Below are 22930 nucleotides of genomic sequence, written 5' to 3' on the forward strand. Positions count from 1 at the left end.
CCCTCGCATGGTCCCCCGCGCCCGGTTAGAATCCTCCGACTGCCCCGTGCCAGCCGCCGCGGCCGGGCCTTCCCGCACTGCTGAAGGATCTCGTACACGATGAAAATCCTCGTCGCCTACAAGCGCGTGGTGGACTACAACGTCCGCATCCAGGTCAAGCCGGACGGCTCCGGCGTGGTCACCGAGGGCGTCAAGCTCTCCGCCAACCCGTTCGACGAAATCGCCCTGGAAGAGGCGCTGCGCCTGCGCGACGCCGGCATCGCCAGCGAGGTGGTGGTCGCCACCATCGCCCCGGCCGATGCCGCCGCGCACCTGCGCAACGGCCTGGCGATGGGCGCCAACCGCGCCATCCACGTGGTCGCCGACGCGGCGATCCAGCCGCTGACCGCCGCGCGCACCCTGCTCAAGCTGGTCGAGCAGGAGCAGCCGGACCTGGTGATCCTCGGCAAGCAGGCGATCGACGACGACGCCAACCAGACCGGGCAGATGCTGGCCACGCTGTGGGGCCGGCCGCAGGCGACCTTCGCCGGCAAGCTGGTGGTGGCCGACGGCAAGGCCACGGTGACCCGCGAGGTCGACGCCGGCCTGGAGACCCTGGAAGTGGACCTGCCGGCGGTGGTCACCACCGACCTGCGCCTGAACGAGCCGCGCTTCATCAAGCTGCCGGACATCATGAAGGCCAAGAGCAAGCCGCTGCAGACGCTGGCCTTCGCCGACCTGGGCGTGGAGGCCAACGACAGCCTCACCACCACCCACTACGCCCCGCCGGCCAAGCGCAGCCGCGGCGTGATGGTCAAGGATGCCGCCGAACTGGTGGCCGCACTCAAGCAGAAGGGGTTGCTGTAATGGCCAAGATCCTCGTCGTCGCCGAACATCTCAACGGGCAGCTCAACGCCGCCACCGCCAAGTGCGTCAGCGCCGCGCAGGCGCTGTCGGCCGAGGCCATCGACATCGTCGTGCTGGCCGCCGATCCGGCCGCGGTGGCCGCCCAGGCCGCGCAGATCGCCGGCGTCGCCCGTGTCCTGACTGTCGCCAATCCTGCCAACGAACACGCCATCGCGCAGGTGCTGGGCCCGCAGATCGCCGCCCTGGCGGCGGGCTACACCCACGTGTTCGGCCCCTCCACCACGTTCGGCAAGGACCTGATGCCGGTGGTGGCGGCCCTGCTCGGCGTCAACCAGATCTCCGACCTGATGGCCGTGGACGGCGACTACGCGTTCAAGCGCCCGATCTACGCCGGCAACGCCATCATCAGCGTGCAGGCGCCGTCCGACCAGATCGTGGTCGCCACCGTGCGCAGCGCCTCCTGGCCGGAAGCGGCGCAGGGCGGCAGCGCGGCGGTCGAAGCGGCCAGCGTGGACGCGGCGCTGCCGAGCCACACCCGCTTCGTCGGTCTCGCCGCCGGCAAGTCCGATCGCCCCGACCTGCAGAGCGCCAAGCGCGTGGTCTCCGGCGGCCGCGGCGTCGGCTCGGCGGAGAACTTCCAGATCGTCTACCAGCTCGCCGACAAGCTGAGCGCAGCGGTCGGCGCCTCGCGCGCGGCGGTCGACGCCGGCTACGTGCCCAATGAGCTGCAGGTTGGCCAGACCGGCAAGATCATCGCGCCGGAGCTGTACGTGGCGGTCGGCATTTCCGGCGCCATCCAGCACCTGACCGGCATCAAGGACGCCGGCACCATCGTCGCGATCAACAAGGACCCGGAATCGCCGATCTTCGAGATCGCCGACATCGGCCTGGTCGGCGACCTGTTCACGGTGCTGCCGGAGCTGGAAAAGGCGCTCTGATCAAGCTCGACTGCAACCGCCGCCCTTTTAGTGGGCGGCGGCTCTGCCGCCAGCGTTCTATAATGCATCCTGCCTTGCGCCCACCGTCAGCACTGACGGCAAACAATCAGGATAGCCAACTCGTGACACTAGAAAAGCGGGCCCTTTGCGTAGACCTCGATGGCACGCTGCTTCGTTCTGATGTTCTTTACGAATCCCTTTTGTCGCTGCTGGCGCGCAATCCCTTATACGCGCTGCTAGTTCCATTCTGGCTGCTTCGCGGCAAGGCAGCAGTAAAGCGCGAGCTTGCGTCGCGGGTCAGTCTAGCGCCTGAAACTCTTCCCTACGACGAGCGCGTGATAGAAATTTTGCGGACCACGCAGCAGCGGCCGCGCGTGCTCTGCACCGCATCCGACCGGTTGTTGGTGGCACCTATCGCCGATCATCTAGGACTGTTTGAAGACGTCATTGCAAGTGACGGCGACATCAACCTAGCCGGACAGCGTAAAGCGGAAGCCCTAGTGGCTCGCTACGGCGAGAAAGGGTTCGACTATGTTGCAAACGGACGCGTTGATCTGGATGTCTGGAAGCATTCCGCTCGAGCGATCGTTGTTAACGCCGGTTCTTCGCTGGCAGACAAGGCCGCGCGCGTCACCCAAGTCGAAACACATCTTCCCGCTCGAAATGGCGGGCTCGGCGCTTGGATCAAAGCGTTCCGGTTGCATCAATGGTTGAAGAACCTGCTGGTCTTTGTGCCGTTGCTGACAGCGCATCAATTCCTTAACGGGAAGGCACTAATCGATGCTGGGCTCGCGTTTCTGGCATTCAGCTTGTGCGCATCCGGCGTCTATCTGCTGAATGACCTGCTGGACCTCACTCCTGATCGCTTGCACGAGCGCAAGCGCAAGCGCCCTTTTGCGGCAGGCTCACTTCCTCTACTGCATGGATTGCTGGCCGCTCCGGCATTGACGATGGCCGGTCTTGGTTTGGCGCTGTGGTGTAGCTCTGACTTTCTTGTGGTTCTCGTGTGCTATTACGTCATGACGCTGGCCTACTCGTTCAAGCTCAAGCGAATCGTGATGATTGACGTTGTACTCCTGGCGGCCCTTTACACGGTTCGCATCGTCGGAGGTACGGCAGCGATTGACGCCGTCATGTCGTTCTGGCTCCTCGCCTTTTCGATGTTCATTTTCCTCAGTCTGGCTTTGCTCAAACGCTATACGGAATTGGCTGCAGCCCTCTCCAACGGCAAGTTGCAAGCCGCAGGGCGAGGCTATTCAGTCACCGATCTCTCATTGATCCAATCGCTGGGCGCTGCGTCGGGCTACTGCGCAGTCTTAGTGCTTGCCCTCTACATCAATAGTCCACAAAGCGTAGCCCTTTACCGGCATCCGCAAGTGCTCTGGTTGTTGTGCCCGGTCCTCCTTTACTGGACCAGCAGGACATGGATCGTGGCCCACCGCGGCGAGATGCATGACGACCCAGTGGTATTCGCCGCAACCGATCGCGTTAGCCAAGTCGTGATCGCTGTGGCCGGACTCGTAGCGCTTCTCGCGATATGACGGATACTACGGGTCAATCCTGGGGGCGTTATCCGCGGGTAGAGCAGCGTCTGCACCGCCTTTATGACAGAAACACGCCGCTGCCGGCGCTACGCGAGGCCGCGCTGCCACATGGCAATGGCCGAAGCTATGGCGATAGTTGCCTCAATCCGGGGGGTACGCTGTATCTAACTCGCGGCCTAGATCGCTTCATCGCATTCGACCCTGCGACGGGTATTCTTCGTTGCGAGGCCGGGGTGACGCTGGATGAGGTCATTCGTCTTGTGTTACCGCAGGGATGGTTTCTGCCGGTCACTCCCGGGACGCGATATGCGACAGTTGGGGGCGCGATCGCTAACGACGTACACGGGAAGAATCATCATCGCGCAGGTAGCTTTGGCAATCATCTCCTTGCTATGGAGCTTTTGCGAACCGACGGAAGTCGCCATCTATTGCAAGCCGGTCACCCCAGCGGGCTGTTTGAGGCATCCGTGGGAGGGCTCGGTCTCACAGGCATCATTCTATGGGCTGAACTGCGACTGCGCCGAGTGCCGGGTCCATGGCTGGAAACCGAGTGCATTCGCTTTCAGAACCTGGATGAGTTCTTCGCATTGTCGCAGGCTTCTTCCAGCGGATACGAATACACCGTTGCCTGGATCGACTGTCTCGCCAAGGGCAAACAAATGGGTCGCGGGCACTTCCTGCGTAGCGATCACGCCCCTGGCGACCGGCGTTCAGAGCCAAGGCAAGGCCAACGCAACATGCCGCTCACCCCCCCCTTTTCCATGGTCAATAGCTTGACCTTGGGAGCCTTTAATACAGCTTACTATTGGCGCCAACCATCCATTAGAAAGCGATACTCTGCGCACTATCGCAGCTATTTCTACCCACTGGACGGCATCGCGAACTGGAATCGCATGTATGGCCCCAAGGGGTTTCTACAGCACCAGTGCGCGCTACCCTCGGAAACAGCACGCGATGCCGTTTCTGCGCTACTGACTGAAATCTCACATAGCGGTAGCGGCTCCTTCCTCGCTGTTCTCAAGGAGTTTGGAAACATACCGTCTCTAGGGCTGCTATCTTTTCCGCGCCCTGGAACGACACTTGCGCTCGATTTCCCTAATACTGGACAAGACGTATTCCGCTTGCTCGATCGACTTGACAGAGTCGTGGCACATGCCGGAGGAGCAATCTATCCAGCGAAAGACGCGCGCATGTCGGCAGAGATTTTCAAAAGCGGCTTCCCGGCGTGGCAGCAGTTTCAGCGATATGTCGATCCACAACTTTCTTCTGGCTTATGGCGTCGCGTAACGGAGGTTTAATGCAACGGGTTCTAATCATCGGCGCCACATCCGCGATCGCCGAGGCTGTCGCCAGGCGCTATGCGCAGCGTGGAGCCATGCTTGCTCTAGTTGGACGCAATGTTCAACGACTGGAAGCGACTTCGCAGGATCTACTGGCGCGTGGAGCGCCAGCCGTCACCGTGCACATCCTCGATGTCAATCGTTTAGAAGACCACGCCACTTGTCTAGATGCAGCAAGCCAGGCATTGGACGGCGCGATCGATGTCGCACTCATCGCGCACGGAACGCTGCCGGACCAGGCAGATTGCACCGCTTCAGTCGAGTACGCGCTTCACGAATTCTCGACTAACGGAACATCCGCTATTGCGTTATCAATTCGATTGGCACAAAAGCTAACGTCGGGATCAACGCTAGCAGTCATTTCCTCAGTGGCCGGTGATCGAGGCCGTTCCAGCAACTATTTATACGGCAGCGCAAAGGCAGCCGTTACCACCTTTCTGAGTGGTCTAGGTCAACAACTTCGCAGCAAGGGCATCAATGTGCTGACAATAAAACCCGGCTTTGTCGACACGCCGATGACAGCTCAGTTCAAAAAGGGTGCGCTCTGGGCGACACCGGATCGCGTAGCCCGCGGCATCCTACGCAGCATAGACAGGAAACGCTCCGTCGCTTACCTCCCGGGCTTCTGGCGTCTCATCATGGCCGTTATCACCCACATCCCAGAAACCGTTTTTCGCAGAATCAAACTGTGAGGCACTTAAAGTTAGTCGGCATGTATGCCGGTTTTGCTGCAATATCGATACTGGCAAACATTGGCACACAGGCGCTCTGCGTCTACCTGTATCGGGGCCCCTACTATTTACCTCTTTCCATGTGTGCAGGCACTGCCACAGGCCTCATCAGCAAGTACCTACTGGATAAGTACTTTATATTCTCCCACAAGAGCGAAGATCTTGGCGCAGAAGCGACCACGTTCGTTCTCTATCTCGCTATGGGCCTGATCACCACCATTATATTCTGGGGAACAGAAGCACTCTTCCAGGTCGCATTCAAATCTGATGCAATGAGATACGTCGGCGGCGTGATTGGCCTTTGCTTTGGCTACACACTGAAATACTGGCTGGACAAGAAATTCGTATTCAACAACGACAGATCCCGCCATTAAACTAACCCACGGCGACTGGCCCAAGTCTGCCGACGGCGAAGAGATTGTCTTCGCCGCAAGCAGAGCCATAAAGGTACGCGATCAGCGCTTTAGACGATAGAGATCAAGCACTGAGTATTCACCAAAGTAACCCGGCGATGGAGTCTCGTACGTCTCTACGCGGTCGTAGTTGTCGAAGAACCACGCCCTATCCTCCCGCGTTGAGAACAACGGGGCGCCAGGGCAACTTTTGGGGGGAGTCACCATCGTATTTTTCTCCACCTCGAAGCGTCGCTTGATTACGAACTGCGGCTTTAGATCCTGCAGAGAACGCACGAAATACCGGCAGCCATAATCATGCGCACGGGCCAGAGCGCTTTCATCCACTAGCCCAACCTCATCAAAGACGTGCGCATCATTGAAGTAACCCTGCCAGCCAGCGGCTTCCATCCAGACGGACTTTGCATGCCAGCGATCATTCAGCTCATGCGACAGTCGCCCACGGAAACCCGCGTCCTGCTGGATCCAGGAGATAATCTCGGCACGTTTTGCCTCGGTACGCGGAACAGCTAGCCAGCACAGCGCAAGTACGCAGAAGGCAAATACCGTAGTTCGTCGGGCCGCACCGACGTCCTCTGCGCGCATCCAAAGTATCGCCGTCACCACCAGACGGGAAAGCAACACGAGCACGAATGCCAGCCAGAAACTAACGTACCATTCCCACAAAGATGGGATCAAGAGAATAAAGCAACTATAACCAGCCACGAACAGCGAATAAACGCCACTGCGCCAAGGCACGCTGTTCCGCCCTTGCTTGAAAAATATAAACGCATCGGCGAGCGCGATTATGCCGACAAGACTGAGCAACGCCACGCTGACCCCAGCACCCATCCCGATAAAGGCATCCAGATAGTCGAACCGATTCACGATTGCATCAAAGGTGAGGGGGCTAGAAGGAGCTCCAAAGTAGGCCTTAGCAGCAACCGTTCCAGGCACCAATCGCCCTGAAATCATCCAAAACAAAATGGGCACCGTCGCCACGCCAACTGCATACGCAGCGACGTCGCGTAGCACCTGCCGCCGGCCGCGCTGCAACAGGAGATAGGGCACAACGCTCAAGAACGCGACAACGGCGATCTCAGGTCTGTTCCAGGCAAGAACTGCAGCGATACCCGCCATCAAGTATGACCTTGCCTGACTCAAGGCCCCAGCCATCCAGGCTAAAACCGCAACAGAGAGCAGCAAGAAAGAACCTTCTAGCCCAAGATACAGAAAGCGTAATGGCCAAAAGAAGAAGACGGAACACACGGCGAGAACGACAGCCGTCAATGTGCGCGTATGCCGTGGCGCCCGATACACCAGGATCACCATTGCGGCTACGTTGAAGATTACACATGCCAAGTAGTGAAGTGCCAGAACATCCTGACCTCCAGTCAACACCATCAGCGGCTTGACTATGACGCTGGAAGCCAGCCAAAACAGCGGATCTGTGACCCCGAGCGCTGAGTAGCCCACATTGTAGACAAGACCATGCCCCTCCAGCATATTGCGAAGGTGCCTCAGACCAATCATCGCATCCTCTTGCATTCCCACGTGACGCAATGCATAAACTAATTGAGCAGAGGGCGCTAACGCTATCAATATCGCCAAAAAAGCGATCAGTATATCCAAGCCCCTCTCGACAGTGAAATCCCCTATTAAACCTTTCCAACCCATATCACGTCCAAGCATGCGCACACTTATACCCATCGGTTACGTTTGAGGAAATCGCCTAAGAGCTGGACCTTTCCGCCGGCCATGCTAGACGTGACTCGAGCGAGCTTCTTCGCAGCCACTAATCATACCACGCACCTTCGTTCGCACATGGGCGCCCAATGATCAGGGCAACCAGGCCGGCGGGGACACGCGGGGTAGAGGCCACATACCATAATTTCTGCGCCCGACCGCCTTGGGCAGCTACCGACGGCATCGCGTGAAGCGTCAATGGCTTGTCGGGTGAAGGCGGCAAACAGCGGATTGCAAGAAAGGGCCTTTGAGCGATCACAGCCTGGAAATCCAAAGCTCTTTCTGCGAAAATCAGCGGTCATTCGACGCAACGGGGTCTAGATGCGCATTCTGGTAACAGGTGGAGCTGGCTACATCGGCAGCCACGTTTGCGTGGAACTGTTGCAGCGCGGGCATGAGCTATTGATCTACGACAATCTCTGCAATTCGCGTGGCGATGTCACAGAAGCGATAACGGCCATCACTCATAAGCCCGCACCGCTAGTCGTAGGCGATGTTCGCGATAGCGGCGCCCTAATGGAATGCATGCGTCAGTTCGTCCCCGAGGCGATCATCCATTTTGCGGCGTTGAAGTCCGTTGGCGAGAGTCTGGAGCATCCTCTCAGCTATTACGCCAGCAATATCGGCGGCACTGTGAATCTCCTGCAATGCATGGCGCAACTGGGCTGCAAGAAGCTTGTCTTCAGCTCGTCGGCGAATGTCTATGGCGTCCCCGAAAGATGCCCAGTCAAGGAAGATGCTGCCCGCTCCACTTCCACGCCTTACGGGCGCACCAAACTCTTCGGCGAACACATCATTCTGGACGCGCGTGCCGCGGATCCGGACCTCAAGGCAATCAACTTGCGCTACTTCAATCCTGCGGGCGCCCACCCATCAGCACTCATTGGAGAGCGACCCGTTGGCAAACCCAGCAACCTCGTCCCCTTCGTGGCACAGGTGGCACACGGGTGGCATCCTTCAGTGAAGGTCTTCGGCCACGACTACCCTACGCCCGACGGCACTGGCGTAAGAGACTTCATCCATGTCTGTGACCTAGCCGAAGCGCATGTGCAGGCGCTTGAGCATATTGACGCTATCACGGACCTCGACGCAATTAACCTTGGCACTGGCCGCGGGTACTCGGTCCTGGAAATCATTCGAGCATTTGAAACGGCATCAGGCCAATCGATCCCCTTCGATCTTGTGGACAGGCGCCCCGGCGACATACCGGAAAGCTGGGCCGATCCATCTTTAGCAGAAGAAAGAATGGGCTGGAAAGCCAAACGTGATCTAATGGCAATGTGCAAGGACGCTTGGCGCTGGCAGCAGACATTGCAAAAGCCGCTCGCTGGCGCTTAGCACTGCGCCGAACGAGCTCAACTTCTGCCCGAGTGGCCGGCTACCCGCCTCGCAAGGTGATAGAGCACCCTGATCAGAAGGCTGAAGCCAGGAAGACGACGAAGCACATTGAGCTGGCTCAACGACTGCTCCAGCTCCGAGAGCAACAATCCAGAAAAGGCGCTACCGGGGATCTGTTCTGGCGCAATGATGGGTTGGAGGCTAGCGAGGCCGCCTCCAGCCCCATTGATAGGCACCATTTCCATGACGAGACAAGCATGGCGTCGCCGCATGTCAGCAGAATGGATCATTGATCCTTGCCGCTGTCGATATAGGAAATGTACATCTGGCGTCACGATGAACCGGCGTCCTTCTGACAGAGCTCGGCGATAGAACTCCCAATCCTCGTACGCTCTTAGATCTTCGCGATAGCGAAGTCCTACCACGACCTCACGCCTGGCAAGGCACGTAGCGGTGGAAAAGGAGTTCATATATCGACCGGACCAAAAGCCCTCCCCCAATAAGGGGATCACATATTTCATCTCCAATGAATGAAAACTCTGCTCGCGAGATACTGAGGTAAAATAAGCGGCCTTAGGGATGACGAAATCGAACTCGGGATTTCGTTGCAGCGCTCCAACGGCGACCTCAATAAACGTCGGGCTAATGATGTCGTCGGCGTCGAGTGCAAGCACATAATCCCCACTAGCCGCCAGCATACCCACGTTGCGGGCAGCAGAAAGTCCTATGTTGTAAGGCAACCAGACCACTCTAAGGCGGCCACTTTGCTCCTGCTCAAGGCGCCGAAGCGTGCTCCGAGACGCTTCTTCCGTGGATGCGTCATCCACGACCAGAACATCAAGATTCGGGTAGCTTGAAGACCATACGCTCGCCAGCGTACTACATATGTATTCGCCCAAATTGAAGTGAGTAATTACCACAGCGACGCGCGGAGCTTCAAGAGCTATCTCCTTACGCGAATCACCACAGTCAGGCAACGACCATACCGGAAACGCCGGCGGCGCCAGAGACGGGCGCCAAGTTAAAGACTGAGCCAGCGCATCGAGCAGTTGCGTCACTTCGCCATTGTAGGCAAGGATATTATGTCCAAGCCTCCAACCAGACTCCTCGCGCAACGCTGGATTGGCAGCATTGACAACGCAGCGCACTCCATTTGACGCTATCTCGATGACCTGCATCGCGGCAGGCGCCCAACGATTAGCAAAAATAGCCACTGTCATCGAATTGGCAGACTTACCCCAATCCGAGGGCAATTGTCTGAGGCGGCCACGCAAATCCTTGGGCACTAACGCAAGATCTGCTCCAGCGACCGTCATATCCAGACGAAGACCACCGCGCCATTGGGGATTTTGTCTGCACAGTCCGACGAAGGCTCTCATCACAATGCGCAATGACTGAGGCTCGTCAGAAACGCACACGAAATCATCGACAGCCACGTCCCCAGCCACGCCTAGGGCGAAGGGAGCCTGCACCAACGCACACGCCAAGCGCTCCTGCAGGGCATCTGCCTCCAAGCCGAGCGCGCTACAAAAATCACTTGAGATCGCAGAGTTAAGGCAAATCGCCAGATCACAGTCGCGTAGCGTTTTACGCTCCAGATCCATCAGCCTCAGGTCGGCAAGACACAGGGGTTGCGCTCTACGGATCGACTCAAGCGCGCTGCACCTATTTAGACGAACGGCAATGGTGGCGCCAGCGAATCCCCAATTGAGTAAACGTGCCTGCAGCGTGGAAAAAGCGATTCCGCAAAATATGGGAAACTCTATGTACGTGGCACGCATATGCAGATCCAGAGCGCGCAATCCCCGCATCACCGACGTACTTCGATAGAAACTCAAGTCATCGTTACTGCTAGCGAGAGTCGGAAAGCGCCCTGGAGCAGAACCGGGCTCTGCGTCGGCGTCAACATCAAGAGACACCCTGTTGTGCCAACGAAGTTGCCCTCTATCTTCTCCGATGATGACCAAAAGGCTTTCATAGGGTTCGGAGGCCAACCTGGCTTGCAGCAACAGAGCGTCTTCCTCGTCAAGAGTAGAGCAGCTGCCATCAAATACAAAAACGCGCATGTTTTAGATCGCACGCCTACCTAAACGAGCCCTAAAGCCGAGCGTCCTGCGCGCCAGCCATTTGCCGAATCCCAGCGACCATGGAGCCCGCCTTTGCAAAAATCTCGCACACGCTAATGCATAGCGCACCGCTTCACTTTCACGCAGTTCACGCAGTTGCTGCGACGCCACATCAGATCCGATAATGATCATGCCGGAGCCACCTCCGCCCTGCACGCCGATTGCATACGCAGGCACAACCAACGATGACCCGATATTGATCTGTTTGGAGTGCATCAGGCGTCGATACGCTTGTACATAGGCGTCTGAGGGGCTCGCAACTCCATTCGTCATCGGATGCATGGGATAGGATGCAATTTCAACTGCTGATGAAACAACAATCGCGGATCCCGATTGACATAGCCTGAGCAGAAATTCCCATCCTTCGGAAACGGGCAATGCTTCATCGAAGCGCAGCGTCCGGGCGACGGCCGTCCGAACCATGAAGGACTCAGGGCCAAAACGATTCTCGTACAGCCCGCCAAGCCTAGCTTCTCCGCAAAATATGCTGTACAGATCGAAGTTGGCGTTGCGATCAACGGCTGACGGCAGATTAGAAGCGACACCATATTGCGCAGTAACCGCGTCGCATCGCGAATGGTTAGCAAGGCAATGCAAGCCCCTGGACAAAAATCCCGCGCTGACAAACTCACCGGAACGGATGAAGAATACCGTATCCGACTCGATAAGTTCGATTGCAGCATTACGTGCGACCGCTCCTCCGCTACGCATGACTTGGCGGACGACTGTGATCCCGTCGCCCAACCCAGCCAATGCATGCAGCGCGTCCGGACTCGTCGGGTCACTCGACGCATCGTCAACCACAACTATCTTACTGATAGCCGCGTTGGAACCTAGGACGCTGTCGACGGTCGCTAGGAGGTTACTTCCGCCATCCTGATTCAGTATGACAACGGACAGACTAGGCAGCACCCCACGCCTCGCAGGAGGCTCGCTGTAACAAAACATCCATGGCTTGGCATCGTCCGGAACCTCAACCGGAACGCGCTCCGCTGCCCCCGAATCAGAGAATATATGAAGTAGAGCTGAGGCAAGCCCGCCTGCCGTTCCATCGAACTTCGCGCAGTTCCTACCATCAACCCAAGGAGTTCCAGCGCCAAATGCGGGATTACGCTCATTGAGCACACAAACGGCACCGGCGAGGGACGCTTCATAGGCGGCAAGGCAGAAAGATTCCCAAGGCGACGGAAAGATACATACCGACTCACCGATTGCTTGCTCTCGCGCCGCCCCAGATACCCCTGCTCTGAAGGACACCCGATCCTTCAGATCCTGAGGGATCAGAGAAATGATCGCTTCTCTGTAATTTGCGTCGAAAGAGTGAGCAAGGAAAACGATTTTCCCGTTGTACTTCGGAGCCGAGCGCATGAACTGCACACAGCCCCTCACAAAAATATCTGGACGTTTGATATCTTGAAGTTTAGAGGAAAAAACCAGAGGCGTTTCAACCCCAAGCTCAACGCTTCTTGAAACAGGTTCAAGATGATCCAGCAGCACGGGCGGGGCATGCAAGCAAACCCTTTTATCCCATTCGATCGGATCGAATCCATAAAAACACTGGAACGCACGCGACACAGTCGACAACTGTGCGACGATCAGATCGCAATCGGCCAACGCCTTGCGCTCAAGATCGTAAAGACACAAACCATGCACGCTAGGCGCACGCGGCTCAAAATCGCAAAGAATGCTGTCGGTTGTATGAAGACGGACGGCGAGGACTGTCTCGGCAAAGTCGCTACCAAGCAGCTTTTCCTGTGTGCAAGCGAATGCACCCGCTCCCCAGTCGATAAACTCTACGTAATCGAGTTTTCCATGGAGCTGCTGTAGTTTTCTCAACCCCTGCAGAACCAGCGTCGACTCCCAATGCAACACCGTGTTGCTATAGCTATGCATCGGAGCATAGCGCCTGCCCTGATCGTCGCATAGTTGGTAATCGGGACTGGCGAACGCAAGAAATGCGACGTCGGGATAGACGGATGAAAAGCTATCTGCAGACACATTGTCGCCAATGTAAAGCACGGCCATATGTGCGCGCTGCTCTGCAGGTGTGGTTGCCAATATATTTGCAACCACACGACCTATGCCTCCAGCGGTAAAGGGATACAGTTCCCGAGTCACAAAAACTGTCAAGCCCATCGATCATATCTCCAGAAAATCTGCGTAGCGCGTAGCAGCCAAGGCGGTGAGTTGCTCACAGTAGGAATCCATCATCCCGTCCATCTCCGAGTTGTCTACGGACAACACCCGAGAAATGGCTTCAGAAACACCAATTACCGAAAGCGGGTCGTCGACCTGCGTACATCTTACGTATGGATGATCCTCAAGAGCATCCAAGCCAAGGCGTCCACGTATGCTCGGAGTTCCCACGGCCAATGCTTCAAGCTCAACCATCGGATGGCAGTCGACTATGGAAACATTAAGTACCAGATCTGCAAGCGACATGGTCTGCAACATCTGCCTTGCATCCAATTTCGGAAGCCGCTCAATCGGCTTTCCGGGTGTGTAAGGTAGATGGAAATCGTCCGCAAGTACCCAGACCTTTCCGACCGATGGCGAATGCACGGCTGCTGCCACATTGGTCATCAGGTTCTTATGTACAAGGTTCCAGGAAGGCGAGAAAGCAGTGGCTGCATCCCGGCGCCGGGCGACCTTCCTCCTGAGCGACGGGGCAAAAGGCGGAACGTTGTAGATCTGCGGCCTCCAGCCAACCTCACCGATCGTGACATCGCTCCCCCCACGCATGCATTGAATCCGCCGGATCAACCCCTCATGCGCCATTTTGAGAGCCATCGAAAAAAACTTGCGTTCCTCCGTATGCACCCACATGACCGGTGCCCCATGCCAAACTAGATAGACATGATCAAACCCTGCTTCGCGCAGCCCCCTGATCCAGTGAGTCATCTGGAGCGAGAATCCATGCACGACGAGACGCTCAACAGCGCGCGCCTGCAGCCATTGGGAAACGTCCTCCAAATCGGCGGATGTTGGACTGGAGCCAGCATCGATTGCCAGCTTGTGACCAGGCAGCGCCCCGGCCGCCGCGCGGATGCCGAACCACTGCTGATGAAATACGTGACAGACTTTATCGAAACCAGGAACTGAGCGGGTGAACATGGTATCCCGCGCAGAATCCAATTCGTACGGCGGGGGCACCAAGGAAGCCGTTGAGAGCGATGCAGACGTTGAGGAGCCATGCGGAACGCCTTCCTTCTCGGAACGGCCAAGCACCGCCGCTCTGATTTTTGCCCTCAAATCGAGCTGCCGCTCCAGGACCGCAATTCGTTCTACATCGGCAGAACTCCTTTCTGTATCGTCGCGAATGCGATCAATAAGCCGTTCGCCAAGCTGCACCACCCTATAAATGGGCGAATCCGATGCCGCGCCTTCCAATAGTTCCGGACGCGTCTCCCTGACTTTCTCAAGCAGCTTATCGGCTGCGCGCTCAGCAGCATGCAGCATTTCATCTGCATCGTGCGCTCTTCCAAGCGCTGCCCCCTCGACTTTGGAGGCGAATTCAGACTCCGCTGTGCGCACAGCCGCGATGGTATTTTCGTGAACCTTGTCAAGATAGTCGGTTCTGCTCACAGGCACGAACTGTCCGCCAGTGAACCAACGCAAACAACGAGTTTCGCTGGATTCAGCGGGCCGCAACACGTAAAGCCCATGATCAGGAAAGGATTCACCGTCAACGTCAAGTTCGAAATCCTGCGCCAACGTGAAAGCGTAATCATGCGTCCAACAGCCGGCGTGCCACCGATTACCCAGAATATCGATCGAAACCGGCTTGTTCTCTATCAAGCATATTTCGCCCTCTTTGCGCAAAACATGCCGCATCGCCTCAAGCGCTGAGCGCGCTTGCTGGCGATTATTGTGGATCAATACAGAAACAGTAAATATCACATCGAAACTTTCTGGACCCCACGGCAGATCCTCGCCAACGGCGATCCGCTCATGGATGATATCAGCGAGCAAAGCCGGCGGGCTATCAAAAATCGGCTGCACCATAGCCGTGGAAATGTCGAATCCATAGTATTGGACGCCATCAATTTCAGAAAGGAGGTATGTCATCCTTCCGAATCCACAACCGAAATCTAGCACCGAGATCGGCCCTCCTTTGGCAGCGACAAGCTTCCTAAGGTAATCTTGCAGCCAGCGCTCCTGCATTTCGTAATTTACGTTATTTAACTCGCGACGAATGCGCTGCTGTTCCGCATATAGCCGCCCGTCCCTGTTCAACCAATAATCGCGATTCTCGCCATCTGAACTAGTCATTAGTTTCGCATCTCGTCGGCGATCACACGACCATGCTCAAGATGCATGATGCGATTGCAATTCGCACTAATAATATCTTGATTGTGGCTTGCTAACACCAAAATACTCGCTTGGCTCACGATATGAGCGAGACGCTGCTGCGCCCGGGCATTAAAATCAGCATCACCCACACCCAGCCATTCATCCATCAACAAAATCTCTGCATCGAAGCTGGTTGCGATGGCAAAGGCAAGCCGCACTAGCATTCCGCTTGAGTAAGCCCGCACGGGCATTGCGACGTAGCTGCCAAGCCCAGAAAACTCAACAATAGCAGGTATTTTTTTTGCGATTTCATGGCTTGACAATCCATGCAGCAGGCCTTTCAGCCGCACGTTTTCGAGGCCTGTCGCCTCGAAATCCATACCCATCGTCACGTCTAGAAGATTCGCGATACGACCCTGGCTTCGGACATAGCCGAAGGTGGGCTCATAAATACCAGCGAGTGTTTTCAGCAGCGTAGTCTTGCCGGCACCATTGTGTCCGACCAAGCCAAGCTTATCACCCTCGCGCAGTTCGAACGAAACATCCCGAAGTGAGTCCACCACTGTGATATTGCGACTTGTGGGCGCGACCTTTCCGCCAGTAACCGCTGCCATGATGACACCTTTCATGGACCGATTATTGGCGCCATAGATGGGTAACTTTACGCTGCAATTTACAACACTAATGAACGTCATTTCACACCCAAAAGGAGATCTTATGCCTGTTCACAGCAAGAAACGGCACTGCGACCAAATAGCAACCAATAGTGAATCCGATCACCACCCAGTAGGAATGGGCGGCCGGAATCTCACCCATAAGCGGGGCACGCACAAGCTGGATGAAATGATATACGGGATTGAAGTCCGCAACCCACCGATGCGGCCCCAGCATATCGGCCTTCCAAATGATCGGCGTCATGAAGAAGCCGAGCTGCATGAAGTTTGCGATAGCTGGCTGCAGATCTCGAAATCGTGCAGAAAGCAGTCCGAACAGCGCAGTTACAGGAATAGATGCCAAAAGAATAGCAACCACGCCCGGAATGGCCAGCCACCATATTGCTTGCGGCTCTATTTTCAGGTAGATGGCGAACGGTATGTAAGCAATTGCACCGTGCAAGAACACGATAAAAGTGCGGACCACAAGCCTCATACAGTGCAGAGTCAACGGCAGCCGCATGGAACGGATAAGGTTTTCGGAAGCCGTGAAAGTGGTACACCCCTCCTGGACCGTTGTAGAAATATAGATCCAGATAATATCGCCAAGCGCAATATAGGGCAGGTAATCCCTTAAATTCATTCGGAAAAGCTGGCTATACAACAGCCCAACACCTAGGATCAGCACGAACATGCTTATCGTGATCCAAAGTGGCCCGAGAATTGAACGGCGGTACTTATGCTTTGTATCCAGCACAGCCAAGGAGAACCAAGCACGCCATGCTCCCATTCCGGCAACCACATCGGCAGCCAACGATCGCATTGGGCTTTGTTGAGTGTCCCTGTAGCACGCATAGTGCGAAGAAGACAGTTTCGAGGCGCGACTTTCGGCCGTATGTATTGCTGTCCCCGTCTGGTTTTGGCTAATCATTCAAGTGCTACCTTCAAGTCGTTCCGCAAATCCCCCACATCCTCCACCCCCACGCTCAACCGCACCAGCGCATCGCTGATGCCGAGCTGCTCGCGGCGTGCGACCGGCACCGAAGCATGGGTCATCACCGCAGGATGGTTGACCAGGCTCTCCACGCCGCCGAGGGATTCGGCCAGGGTGAACAGGCGGGTGCGCTCGCAGAAGCGCTTGGCCGCGTCGAAGCCGCCCTTGAGCACGATCGAGACGATGCCGCCGTAGCCGGCCATCTGCCGGCCGGCCAGGGCGTGCTGCGGGTGCGAGGGCAGGCCCGGGTAGATCACCTTCTCCACTGCCGGGTGCGTCTCCAGCCACTGCGCCAGCGCCAGGGCGTTGTCGCAGTGCGCGCGCATGCGCAGCGGCAGGGTCTTCAGCCCGCGCAGGGCCAGGAAGCTGTCGAACGGGCCCTGCACGCCGCCCACCGAGTTCTGCAGGAAGGCGAGCTGCTCGGCGAGCTCGGCGTTGTCGCCGACCACGGCCATGCCGCCGACCATGTCCGAGTGGCCGTTGAGATATTTGGTCGCCGAATGCACCACGATGTCCGCGCCCAGCGCCAGCGGCCGCTGCAGCAGCGGCGAGGCGAAGGTGTTGTCGACCACCACCAGCAGGCCGTGCTTGCGCGCGATCGCGGCGATCGCCGCGATATCGACGATCTTCAGCATCGGATTGGTCGGGGTCTCGATCCACACCATCTTCGTGGTCGGGCGGATCGCGGCCTCGAACGCGGCCGGGTCGGTCAGGTCGACGAAACCGAACTCCAGCGCGGCGGTGCGCTTGCGCACCCGCTCGAACAGGCGGTAGCTGCCGCCGTACAGGTCGTCCATCGCAATGACGTGGCTGCCGCTGTCCAGCAGTTCGATCACCGTGGCCGTCGCGGCCATGCCCGAGGCGAAGGCGAAGCCGCGGCTGCCGCCTTCCAGGGCCGCCACGCAGCGCTCGTAGGCGAAGCGGGTCGGGTTGTGGGTGCGCGAGTACTCGAAGCCCTGGTGTTCGCCGGGGCTGGACTGGGCGTAGGTGGAGGTCGCGTAGATCGGCGGCATCACCGCGCCGGTGGACGGGTCCGGGTGCTGTCCGCCATGGATGGCCAGGGTCGCCAACGCCAGCGCGGGGCCGTCGCCATGGGGGTTCGACGTGTTGTCCGTCATGTGGGGTTACCGGAAAAGGGGCGTGATTCTAGCAGTGCGGTCTGAACGGCCCCATGCAGCACGGGGCCGTGCCGGCCGCAGGGATTACTGCACCCGGCGGCGCAGATAGTTGAGCAGGTCGATCCGGGTGATCAGGCCGAGGAAGGCGCCCTCGTTCATCACGATGGCGACCTGGCCACGGTCGAACACCGGCAGCAGGGCCTCGATCGGCGATTTGACGTCCAGCCGGTCGAGCTTGCTGACCATGGCCGTGGCCACGGGGTCGCGGAACCGCGCTTCATCGCCGTATACATGCAACAAGACGTCGCTTTCGTCGACGATGCCGACCAATTGATCGCCTTCCATCACCGGCAGCTGCGACACGTCGTACAGCTTCATGCGCTGATAGGCGGTGGTCAGCAGATCCTTGGGGCCGACCACAACCGTGTCGCGCTGGCTGTAGGGGCGCAGGATCAGGTCGCGCAGGTCGCCGTGCTGCGGGCGCTCCAGGAAGCCGTTGTCCAGCATCCAGTAGTCGTTGTACATCTTCGACAGGTACTTGTTGCCGGTGTCACAGACGAACACCAGCACGCGCTTGGGCTCGGTCTGTGCGCGGCAGTACTTCAGCGCCGCCGCCAGCAGGGTGCCGGTGGAGGAGCCGCCAAGGATGCCCTCCTTGGCCAGCAGTTCCCGCGCGGTGTGGAAGCTCTCGGCGTCGCTGATCGAATAGGCCTTCTTGACCCGGGTGAAATCGGAGATCGCCGGCAGGAAATCCTCGCCGATACCTTCCACCAGCCAGCTGCCGGACTTCTCGCTGACCGTGCCCTGCTCGATGTACTCGGTCAGGATCGAGCCGACCGGGTCGGCCAGCACCAGTTCGGTGTGCGGCGAGGCGGCGGCGAAGGCGCGCGACAGGCCGGTCATGGTGCCGGAGCTGCCGCAGCCGAACACGATCGCGTCCAGCCGGCCGTCCATCTGCCGCAGGATCTCCGGGCCGGTGCCGAACTCGTGCGCGGCCGGGTTGTCGGGGTTGCCGAACTGGTTGATGAAGTAGGCGCCCGGGGTCTCGGCGGCGATGCGCGCGGCCAGGTCCTGGTAGTACTCGGGATGGCCCTTGGCCACGTCCGAGCGTGTCAGCACCACCTCGGCGCCCATCGCCTTGAGGTTGAAGATCTTCTCCCGGCTCATCTTGTCCGGCACCACCAGGATCAGCTTGTAACCCTTTTGCTGGGCGACCAGGGCCAGGCCGATGCCGGTGTTGCCGGCGGTGCCCTCGACCAGCACCGCGCCGGGCTTGAGATCGCCGCGGCGCTCGGCCGCCTCGATCATCGACAGGCCGATCCGATCCTTGATCGAGCCGCCGGGATTGGCGCTCTCCAGCTTCAGGTACAGCTCGCACACCCCGGTGTCGAGCTTGCTGGCCTTGACGATGGGGGTGTCGCCGATCAGATCGAGTACGGAGGAGTGAATGGCCATCGGGTCCGAATGCGTCGCGCCGCGGCAGCGGCTGGACCGGGCATTATCCGCGCTCGGGGGTGGAAAGTCAGAGAATGCGCGCGGCGGGGACGAAAAAAGCCGCGGTCGCGGCTTTCGGAGGGGATGACGCGGACGGTGGCAAGCCGACGAGGAGGCCAGCCACCGCCCGCGACAAGAGGGAATAGTACGGTCAGTGCGGCTTCTGCTCGTAAAGGCGCAGCAGCTTTTCCTTGGCGGCGAGCTTTTCGCGCTTCATCTGCGCCAGGGTGACATCGTCGATCGGCAGCACGCCGAGCTCGGCGTCCATGCACTTCTTGTCCAAGGTCTTGTGGCGCTGGTAGAGCTGCTTGAACTCCGGATCGGACTTGATCAACGCGTCGATTTCGGTCTGCGGTTGCCCTTCGAACATAGGAATAGCCTCCTTCAGCTAGAAACAAGAACGCCCCGGCCGCTGCGGCACGGGGCGTTGCCTGGGAGCGGAAGCGCGCGAGCCGCCGGCTGCACCGCTGCAACGCCTGGAACCGCGGTTCCTGCGACGTCGGATTGCGGTGCGCGCCACTGCGTCATCGGCTCGAACTCCTCCGTTGGCACCAGGCGGCGGGAGTGCCACCTGGAGTACCGACCCTACGCCTCCCCACCGCCGCGGACAAGAGAAGCAGGCCCGCTTTGCCGCATTCAGTTGCTCGGCGCTCAGGCCCAGGGAAAAACCCCGTTAAACCGCCTGCACAGGGTGCCGTCCGACCTCAGGGCGCGATCACGACGTCGGCCGAGCGGGCCTTGGTCGACGCCCCCTTCTTGCCGACCGCCTGCATCCGGTTGGCGGGCACGCCGCCGCTGACCAAGGCCGCGCGCAGGGCATCGGCGCGCTTCTGCGCCACCCCGGCGTCGGTGTCGTAGGCCTCGACCCGCACCTTGCCCTTGCTGATCTGCAGGTACTGCGACAGGGCCTTGGCCTGGTTGGTGGCATCGCCCGACAGCGCCGCCTTGCCGGCGCCGAAGGCCGCGCCGGAGAAGGTGAAGACCTCGCCGCGCGTCTCGAAGCGCGAGGCCGGCAGCTTGGTGCCGGCGACCAGCTCGGCCTCCTCGCGCGCCAACTTGGCCGCCTTCTGCTGCGCGGCGCTGAGCTTGGCGGTCTGCTGTCCGGCCACGCTGGCCAGGGCCGCATCCGCATCCGCCCGCGCGGCCTGCTCGGCCTCGGCCGCCTGACGCAGGCTCTCGGCCTCCTCGGCCTGGATCTGCGCCTGCACGCGCAGCCGCTCGGCCTCCTGCCGGGCCCGCGCGGCCTCGCGGCGGCTGGCCTCGATCAGCAGGTCGCTGCGGGTCTTCTCCAACTGGTCGACCTGACGACGGGCGATCTCGGCACGGGCCATGGTCTCGGCGATCTCGACCCGGCGCTCGGCCAGGTAGCGCGCTTCGTCGCGTTCCTTGCGCTTGGCGTTGGCGAAGTTGGCCACCGCCTGCTGCGCCTGCAGGCGTTCGTAGGCGGCGACATCGGCGTTCAGCGGATCGGCCTGCAGCGCCACCAGGCGCTGGTTGAGCACGGCCAGTTCCGGGTCGTCCGCGGCCATCGCGCCCAGCGGCGCCAGCAGCAACGCCAGCAGGGCCAGGCGGCGCATTCCGTGCAGGGCGCGGCTCATGGACGACCCTCCCCGGTGCCCAGGGTCTGTTGCAACTGAGCCACCTCGGCCTGGCGTTGCTTCAGTTGCGCATTGGCCACCGCCTCCTCGCTGCGCGCGCGCGCAAGGTCGGCATCGGCGGCCACGCGCAGGGCCAGTTGCGGCGCGGTCTTGCGCTGGCGGCGGTCGAGCGCGGCCTGTTGCGCCTGTTCCAGGCCCTGTCGGGCGCTGGCCAGCAGGTCCGGCGCGTACTGGTCGGCATCGGCCTGGACCGCACGCTGCACCGCCTGCTGCGCGGACAGCAGCTCCGGCGAAGCCACCTGGGCGAACGCGGCCGGCGCGGCGAACAACGCCAATGCGCAGGCCATCACATACTGCTGACAACGGAAGTGTGCGAAGCTAGTTTTCATCTAGGGGGGCCGTGGACGGAGACGTCGGTCACGGCCATTGTCGGAAGCCTGTGGCGCGCTTGCAACGGGCGATTGCGGATCGTTGGGGAACCATTGCGCATGGATATCGGCTATTTCCTGAAGCTGATGACCGAAAAGAACGCCTCGGACATGTTCCTGACCACAGGAGCACCGGTCTATATCAAGATCGAAGGCAAGCTGTATCCGCTCGGCGCCACCGGCCTACCGCCGGGCATGGTCAAGAAGATCGCCTACTCGTTGATGGACGAGGGCCAGGTGCCGCAGTTCGAGCGGGAGCTGGAATTGAACATGGCCATCGCCCTGCAGGACGCCGGGCGCTTCCGCGTCAACGTGTTCAAGCAGCGCGGCGAGGTCGGCATGGTGATCCGCGCGATCCGCAGCAAGATCCCCAGCATCGAGGAACTGCACCTGCCGCAGGTGCTCAAGGACGTGATCATGACCCCGCGCGGACTGGTCCTGGTGGTCGGCTCCACCGGCTCAGGCAAGTCCACCTCGCTGGCGTCGATGATCGACTACCGCAACAGCACCACCACCGGGCACATCCTCACCATCGAGGACCCGATCGAGTACCTGCACAAGCACAAGATGTCCATCGTCAACCAGCGCGAGGTAGGGCTGGACACCCACGCCTTCCACAACGCACTGAAGAACGCGATGCGCGAGGCGCCGGACGTGATCCTGATCGGCGAGATCCTGGACGCGGAGACCATGGAGGCCGCCATCGCCTTCGCCGAGACCGGACATCTGTGCCTGGCCACCCTGCACTCCAACAACGCCGACCAGACCATCGAGCGCATCCTCAACTTCTTCCCCGAGAGCGCGCACAAGAACGTGCTGATGAACCTGTCGCTGAACCTGCGCGCGGTGATCTCGCAGCGCCTGGTCAAGGACAGCAGCGGCCGCCGCCGGCCGGCCTCGGAAGTGCTGCTGAACACGCCGATGATCCGCGACCTGCTGCGCCGTGGCCAGGTCCACGAGATCAAGCAGGCGATGGAGGAGTCGCTGGAGGAAGGCATGGAGACCTTCGACCAGTGCCTGTTCCGCATGGTCAAGCAGGGCCAGATCGAGCAGGAGGAAGCGCTGCGCGCGGCCGACTCGCGCGACGGCCTGGCCCTGAAGTTCCGCCTGTCCGAAGGCGGCAGCGGCGAGCACGATCCCTACGCCGACTACGACAGCGGCCCCAGCGCCGCGCCGCGGATCACCCACGGCTTCGTCTGAGGCGTCGCCGTGTTGTCGTAGGCGCGGTTTCAGCCGCGACCGGGCGTTCGCAGCCGCCTGGTCGAACTGGCCCCGCAGCGACGGCGGCAACGACGGGCCGTAGGTCCAGCGGCGGTCGCCGCGGGTCGCCCTTGCGCGGGCAAACGCCACT

Annotated in this window: 19 protein-coding genes; 8 read left to right on the forward strand and 11 right to left on the reverse strand. The window is 59.5% G+C overall.

Features of this window, described 5'->3' with window-relative positions:
• Nucleotides 1-99 precede the first annotated feature (99 nt).
• The 6 genes from RAB70_RS00180 to RAB70_RS00205 all read left to right on the forward strand — a co-directional run bounded on the left by RAB70_RS00180 (nucleotide 100) and on the right by RAB70_RS00205 (nucleotide 5773).
• Nucleotides 100-846 carry an electron transfer flavoprotein subunit beta/FixA family protein gene (locus RAB70_RS00180; RefSeq protein WP_010340209.1) on the forward strand — a complete coding sequence of 249 codons (747 nt, stop codon included), beginning with the start codon at nucleotides 100-102 and terminating at the stop codon, nucleotides 844-846.
• Nucleotides 846-1784: an electron transfer flavoprotein subunit alpha/FixB family protein gene (locus RAB70_RS00185; protein ID WP_148827312.1), complete on the forward strand. Its 939-nt coding sequence runs from the start codon at nucleotides 846-848 to the stop codon at nucleotides 1782-1784. The genes RAB70_RS00180 and RAB70_RS00185 overlap by 1 nt, the downstream gene beginning before the upstream one ends.
• Before the next feature lie 122 nt (nucleotides 1785-1906).
• Nucleotides 1907-3325: a UbiA family prenyltransferase gene (locus RAB70_RS00190; protein ID WP_223875570.1), complete on the forward strand. Its 1419-nt coding sequence runs from the start codon at nucleotides 1907-1909 to the stop codon at nucleotides 3323-3325.
• Entirely contained in the window at nucleotides 3322-4626 is a 1305-nt protein-coding gene (locus RAB70_RS00195) for an FAD-binding oxidoreductase (protein WP_148827317.1), read from the forward strand. Before RAB70_RS00190 ends, RAB70_RS00195 begins: the two co-directional genes overlap by 4 nt.
• Nucleotides 4626-5360, forward strand: coding sequence for an SDR family oxidoreductase (locus RAB70_RS00200; protein ID WP_148827319.1), 735 nt, complete (start codon nucleotides 4626-4628; stop codon nucleotides 5358-5360). The genes RAB70_RS00195 and RAB70_RS00200 overlap by 1 nt, the downstream gene beginning before the upstream one ends.
• A gap of 20 nt (nucleotides 5361-5380) precedes the next feature.
• Nucleotides 5381-5773, forward strand: coding sequence for a GtrA family protein (locus RAB70_RS00205; RefSeq protein ID WP_170268134.1), 393 nt, complete (start codon nucleotides 5381-5383; stop codon nucleotides 5771-5773).
• Between the two features lie 81 nt (nucleotides 5774-5854).
• Here the strand turns inward: RAB70_RS00205 and RAB70_RS00210 are convergent, their stop codons facing one another.
• Nucleotides 5855-7423 carry a hypothetical protein gene (locus RAB70_RS00210; RefSeq protein WP_148827323.1) on the reverse strand — a complete coding sequence of 523 codons (1569 nt, stop codon included), beginning with the start codon at nucleotides 7421-7423 and terminating at the stop codon, nucleotides 5855-5857.
• Between the two features lie 435 nt (nucleotides 7424-7858).
• On the opposite strand from RAB70_RS00210, the gene galE reads away from it, so the two are divergent.
• A complete protein-coding gene (gene galE / locus RAB70_RS00215; protein WP_148827325.1) occupies nucleotides 7859-8875 on the forward strand; it encodes a UDP-glucose 4-epimerase GalE in 1017 nt (338 codons plus the stop codon).
• Between the two features lie 17 nt (nucleotides 8876-8892).
• On the opposite strand, the gene RAB70_RS00220 is transcribed toward galE, so the two are convergent.
• The 10 genes from RAB70_RS00220 to RAB70_RS00265 all read right to left on the reverse strand — a co-directional run bounded on the left by RAB70_RS00220 (nucleotide 8893) and on the right by RAB70_RS00265 (nucleotide 21540).
• Entirely contained in the window at nucleotides 8893-10941 is a 2049-nt protein-coding gene (locus RAB70_RS00220; RefSeq protein ID WP_148827326.1) for a glycosyltransferase family A protein, read from the reverse strand.
• Between the two features lie 3 nt (nucleotides 10942-10944).
• A complete protein-coding gene (locus tag RAB70_RS00225) occupies nucleotides 10945-13026 on the reverse strand; it encodes a glycosyltransferase (RefSeq protein ID WP_265530873.1) in 2082 nt (693 codons plus the stop codon).
• A gap of 114 nt (nucleotides 13027-13140) precedes the next feature.
• A complete protein-coding gene (locus tag RAB70_RS00230; RefSeq protein WP_148827330.1) occupies nucleotides 13141-15273 on the reverse strand; it encodes a methyltransferase domain-containing protein in 2133 nt (710 codons plus the stop codon).
• Nucleotides 15273-15923, reverse strand: coding sequence for an ABC transporter ATP-binding protein (locus RAB70_RS00235; protein WP_225851488.1), 651 nt, complete (start codon nucleotides 15921-15923; stop codon nucleotides 15273-15275). Before RAB70_RS00235 ends, RAB70_RS00230 begins: the two co-directional genes overlap by 1 nt.
• 67 nt (nucleotides 15924-15990) lie before the next feature.
• Entirely contained in the window at nucleotides 15991-16641 is a 651-nt protein-coding gene (locus RAB70_RS00240) for an ABC transporter permease (protein WP_330997069.1), read from the reverse strand.
• Nucleotides 16642-16874: 233 nt separating this feature from the next.
• Nucleotides 16875-18059, reverse strand: coding sequence for a cystathionine gamma-synthase (locus RAB70_RS00245; RefSeq protein WP_148827336.1), 1185 nt, complete (start codon nucleotides 18057-18059; stop codon nucleotides 16875-16877).
• An 84-nt stretch (nucleotides 18060-18143) separates the two neighbouring features.
• On the reverse strand, nucleotides 18144-19514 hold the full coding sequence (locus RAB70_RS00250; protein ID WP_148827338.1) for a pyridoxal-phosphate dependent enzyme: 1371 nt from the start codon (nucleotides 19512-19514) through the stop codon (nucleotides 18144-18146).
• Nucleotides 19515-19704: 190 nt separating this feature from the next.
• A complete protein-coding gene (locus tag RAB70_RS00255) occupies nucleotides 19705-19923 on the reverse strand; it encodes a YdcH family protein (protein WP_010340228.1) in 219 nt (72 codons plus the stop codon).
• Between the two features lie 334 nt (nucleotides 19924-20257).
• On the reverse strand, nucleotides 20258-21130 hold the full coding sequence (locus RAB70_RS00260; protein ID WP_148827346.1) for a hypothetical protein: 873 nt from the start codon (nucleotides 21128-21130) through the stop codon (nucleotides 20258-20260).
• Nucleotides 21131-21147: 17 nt separating this feature from the next.
• A complete protein-coding gene (locus RAB70_RS00265; RefSeq protein ID WP_026144112.1) occupies nucleotides 21148-21540 on the reverse strand; it encodes a DUF4398 domain-containing protein in 393 nt (130 codons plus the stop codon).
• Nucleotides 21541-21639: 99 nt separating this feature from the next.
• Between RAB70_RS00265 and RAB70_RS00270 the strand changes: the two genes are divergently transcribed.
• The gene (locus tag RAB70_RS00270; protein ID WP_017907532.1) at nucleotides 21640-22779 is read left to right on the forward strand and encodes a PilT/PilU family type 4a pilus ATPase; all 1140 of its coding nucleotides are present in this window, start codon (nucleotides 21640-21642) and stop codon (nucleotides 22777-22779) included.
• Nucleotides 22780-22930 lie beyond the last annotated feature (151 nt).

The organism is Xanthomonas sontii, from assembly GCF_040529055.1.
GTDB classification, from domain to species: domain Bacteria; phylum Pseudomonadota; class Gammaproteobacteria; order Xanthomonadales; family Xanthomonadaceae; genus Xanthomonas_A; species Xanthomonas_A sontii.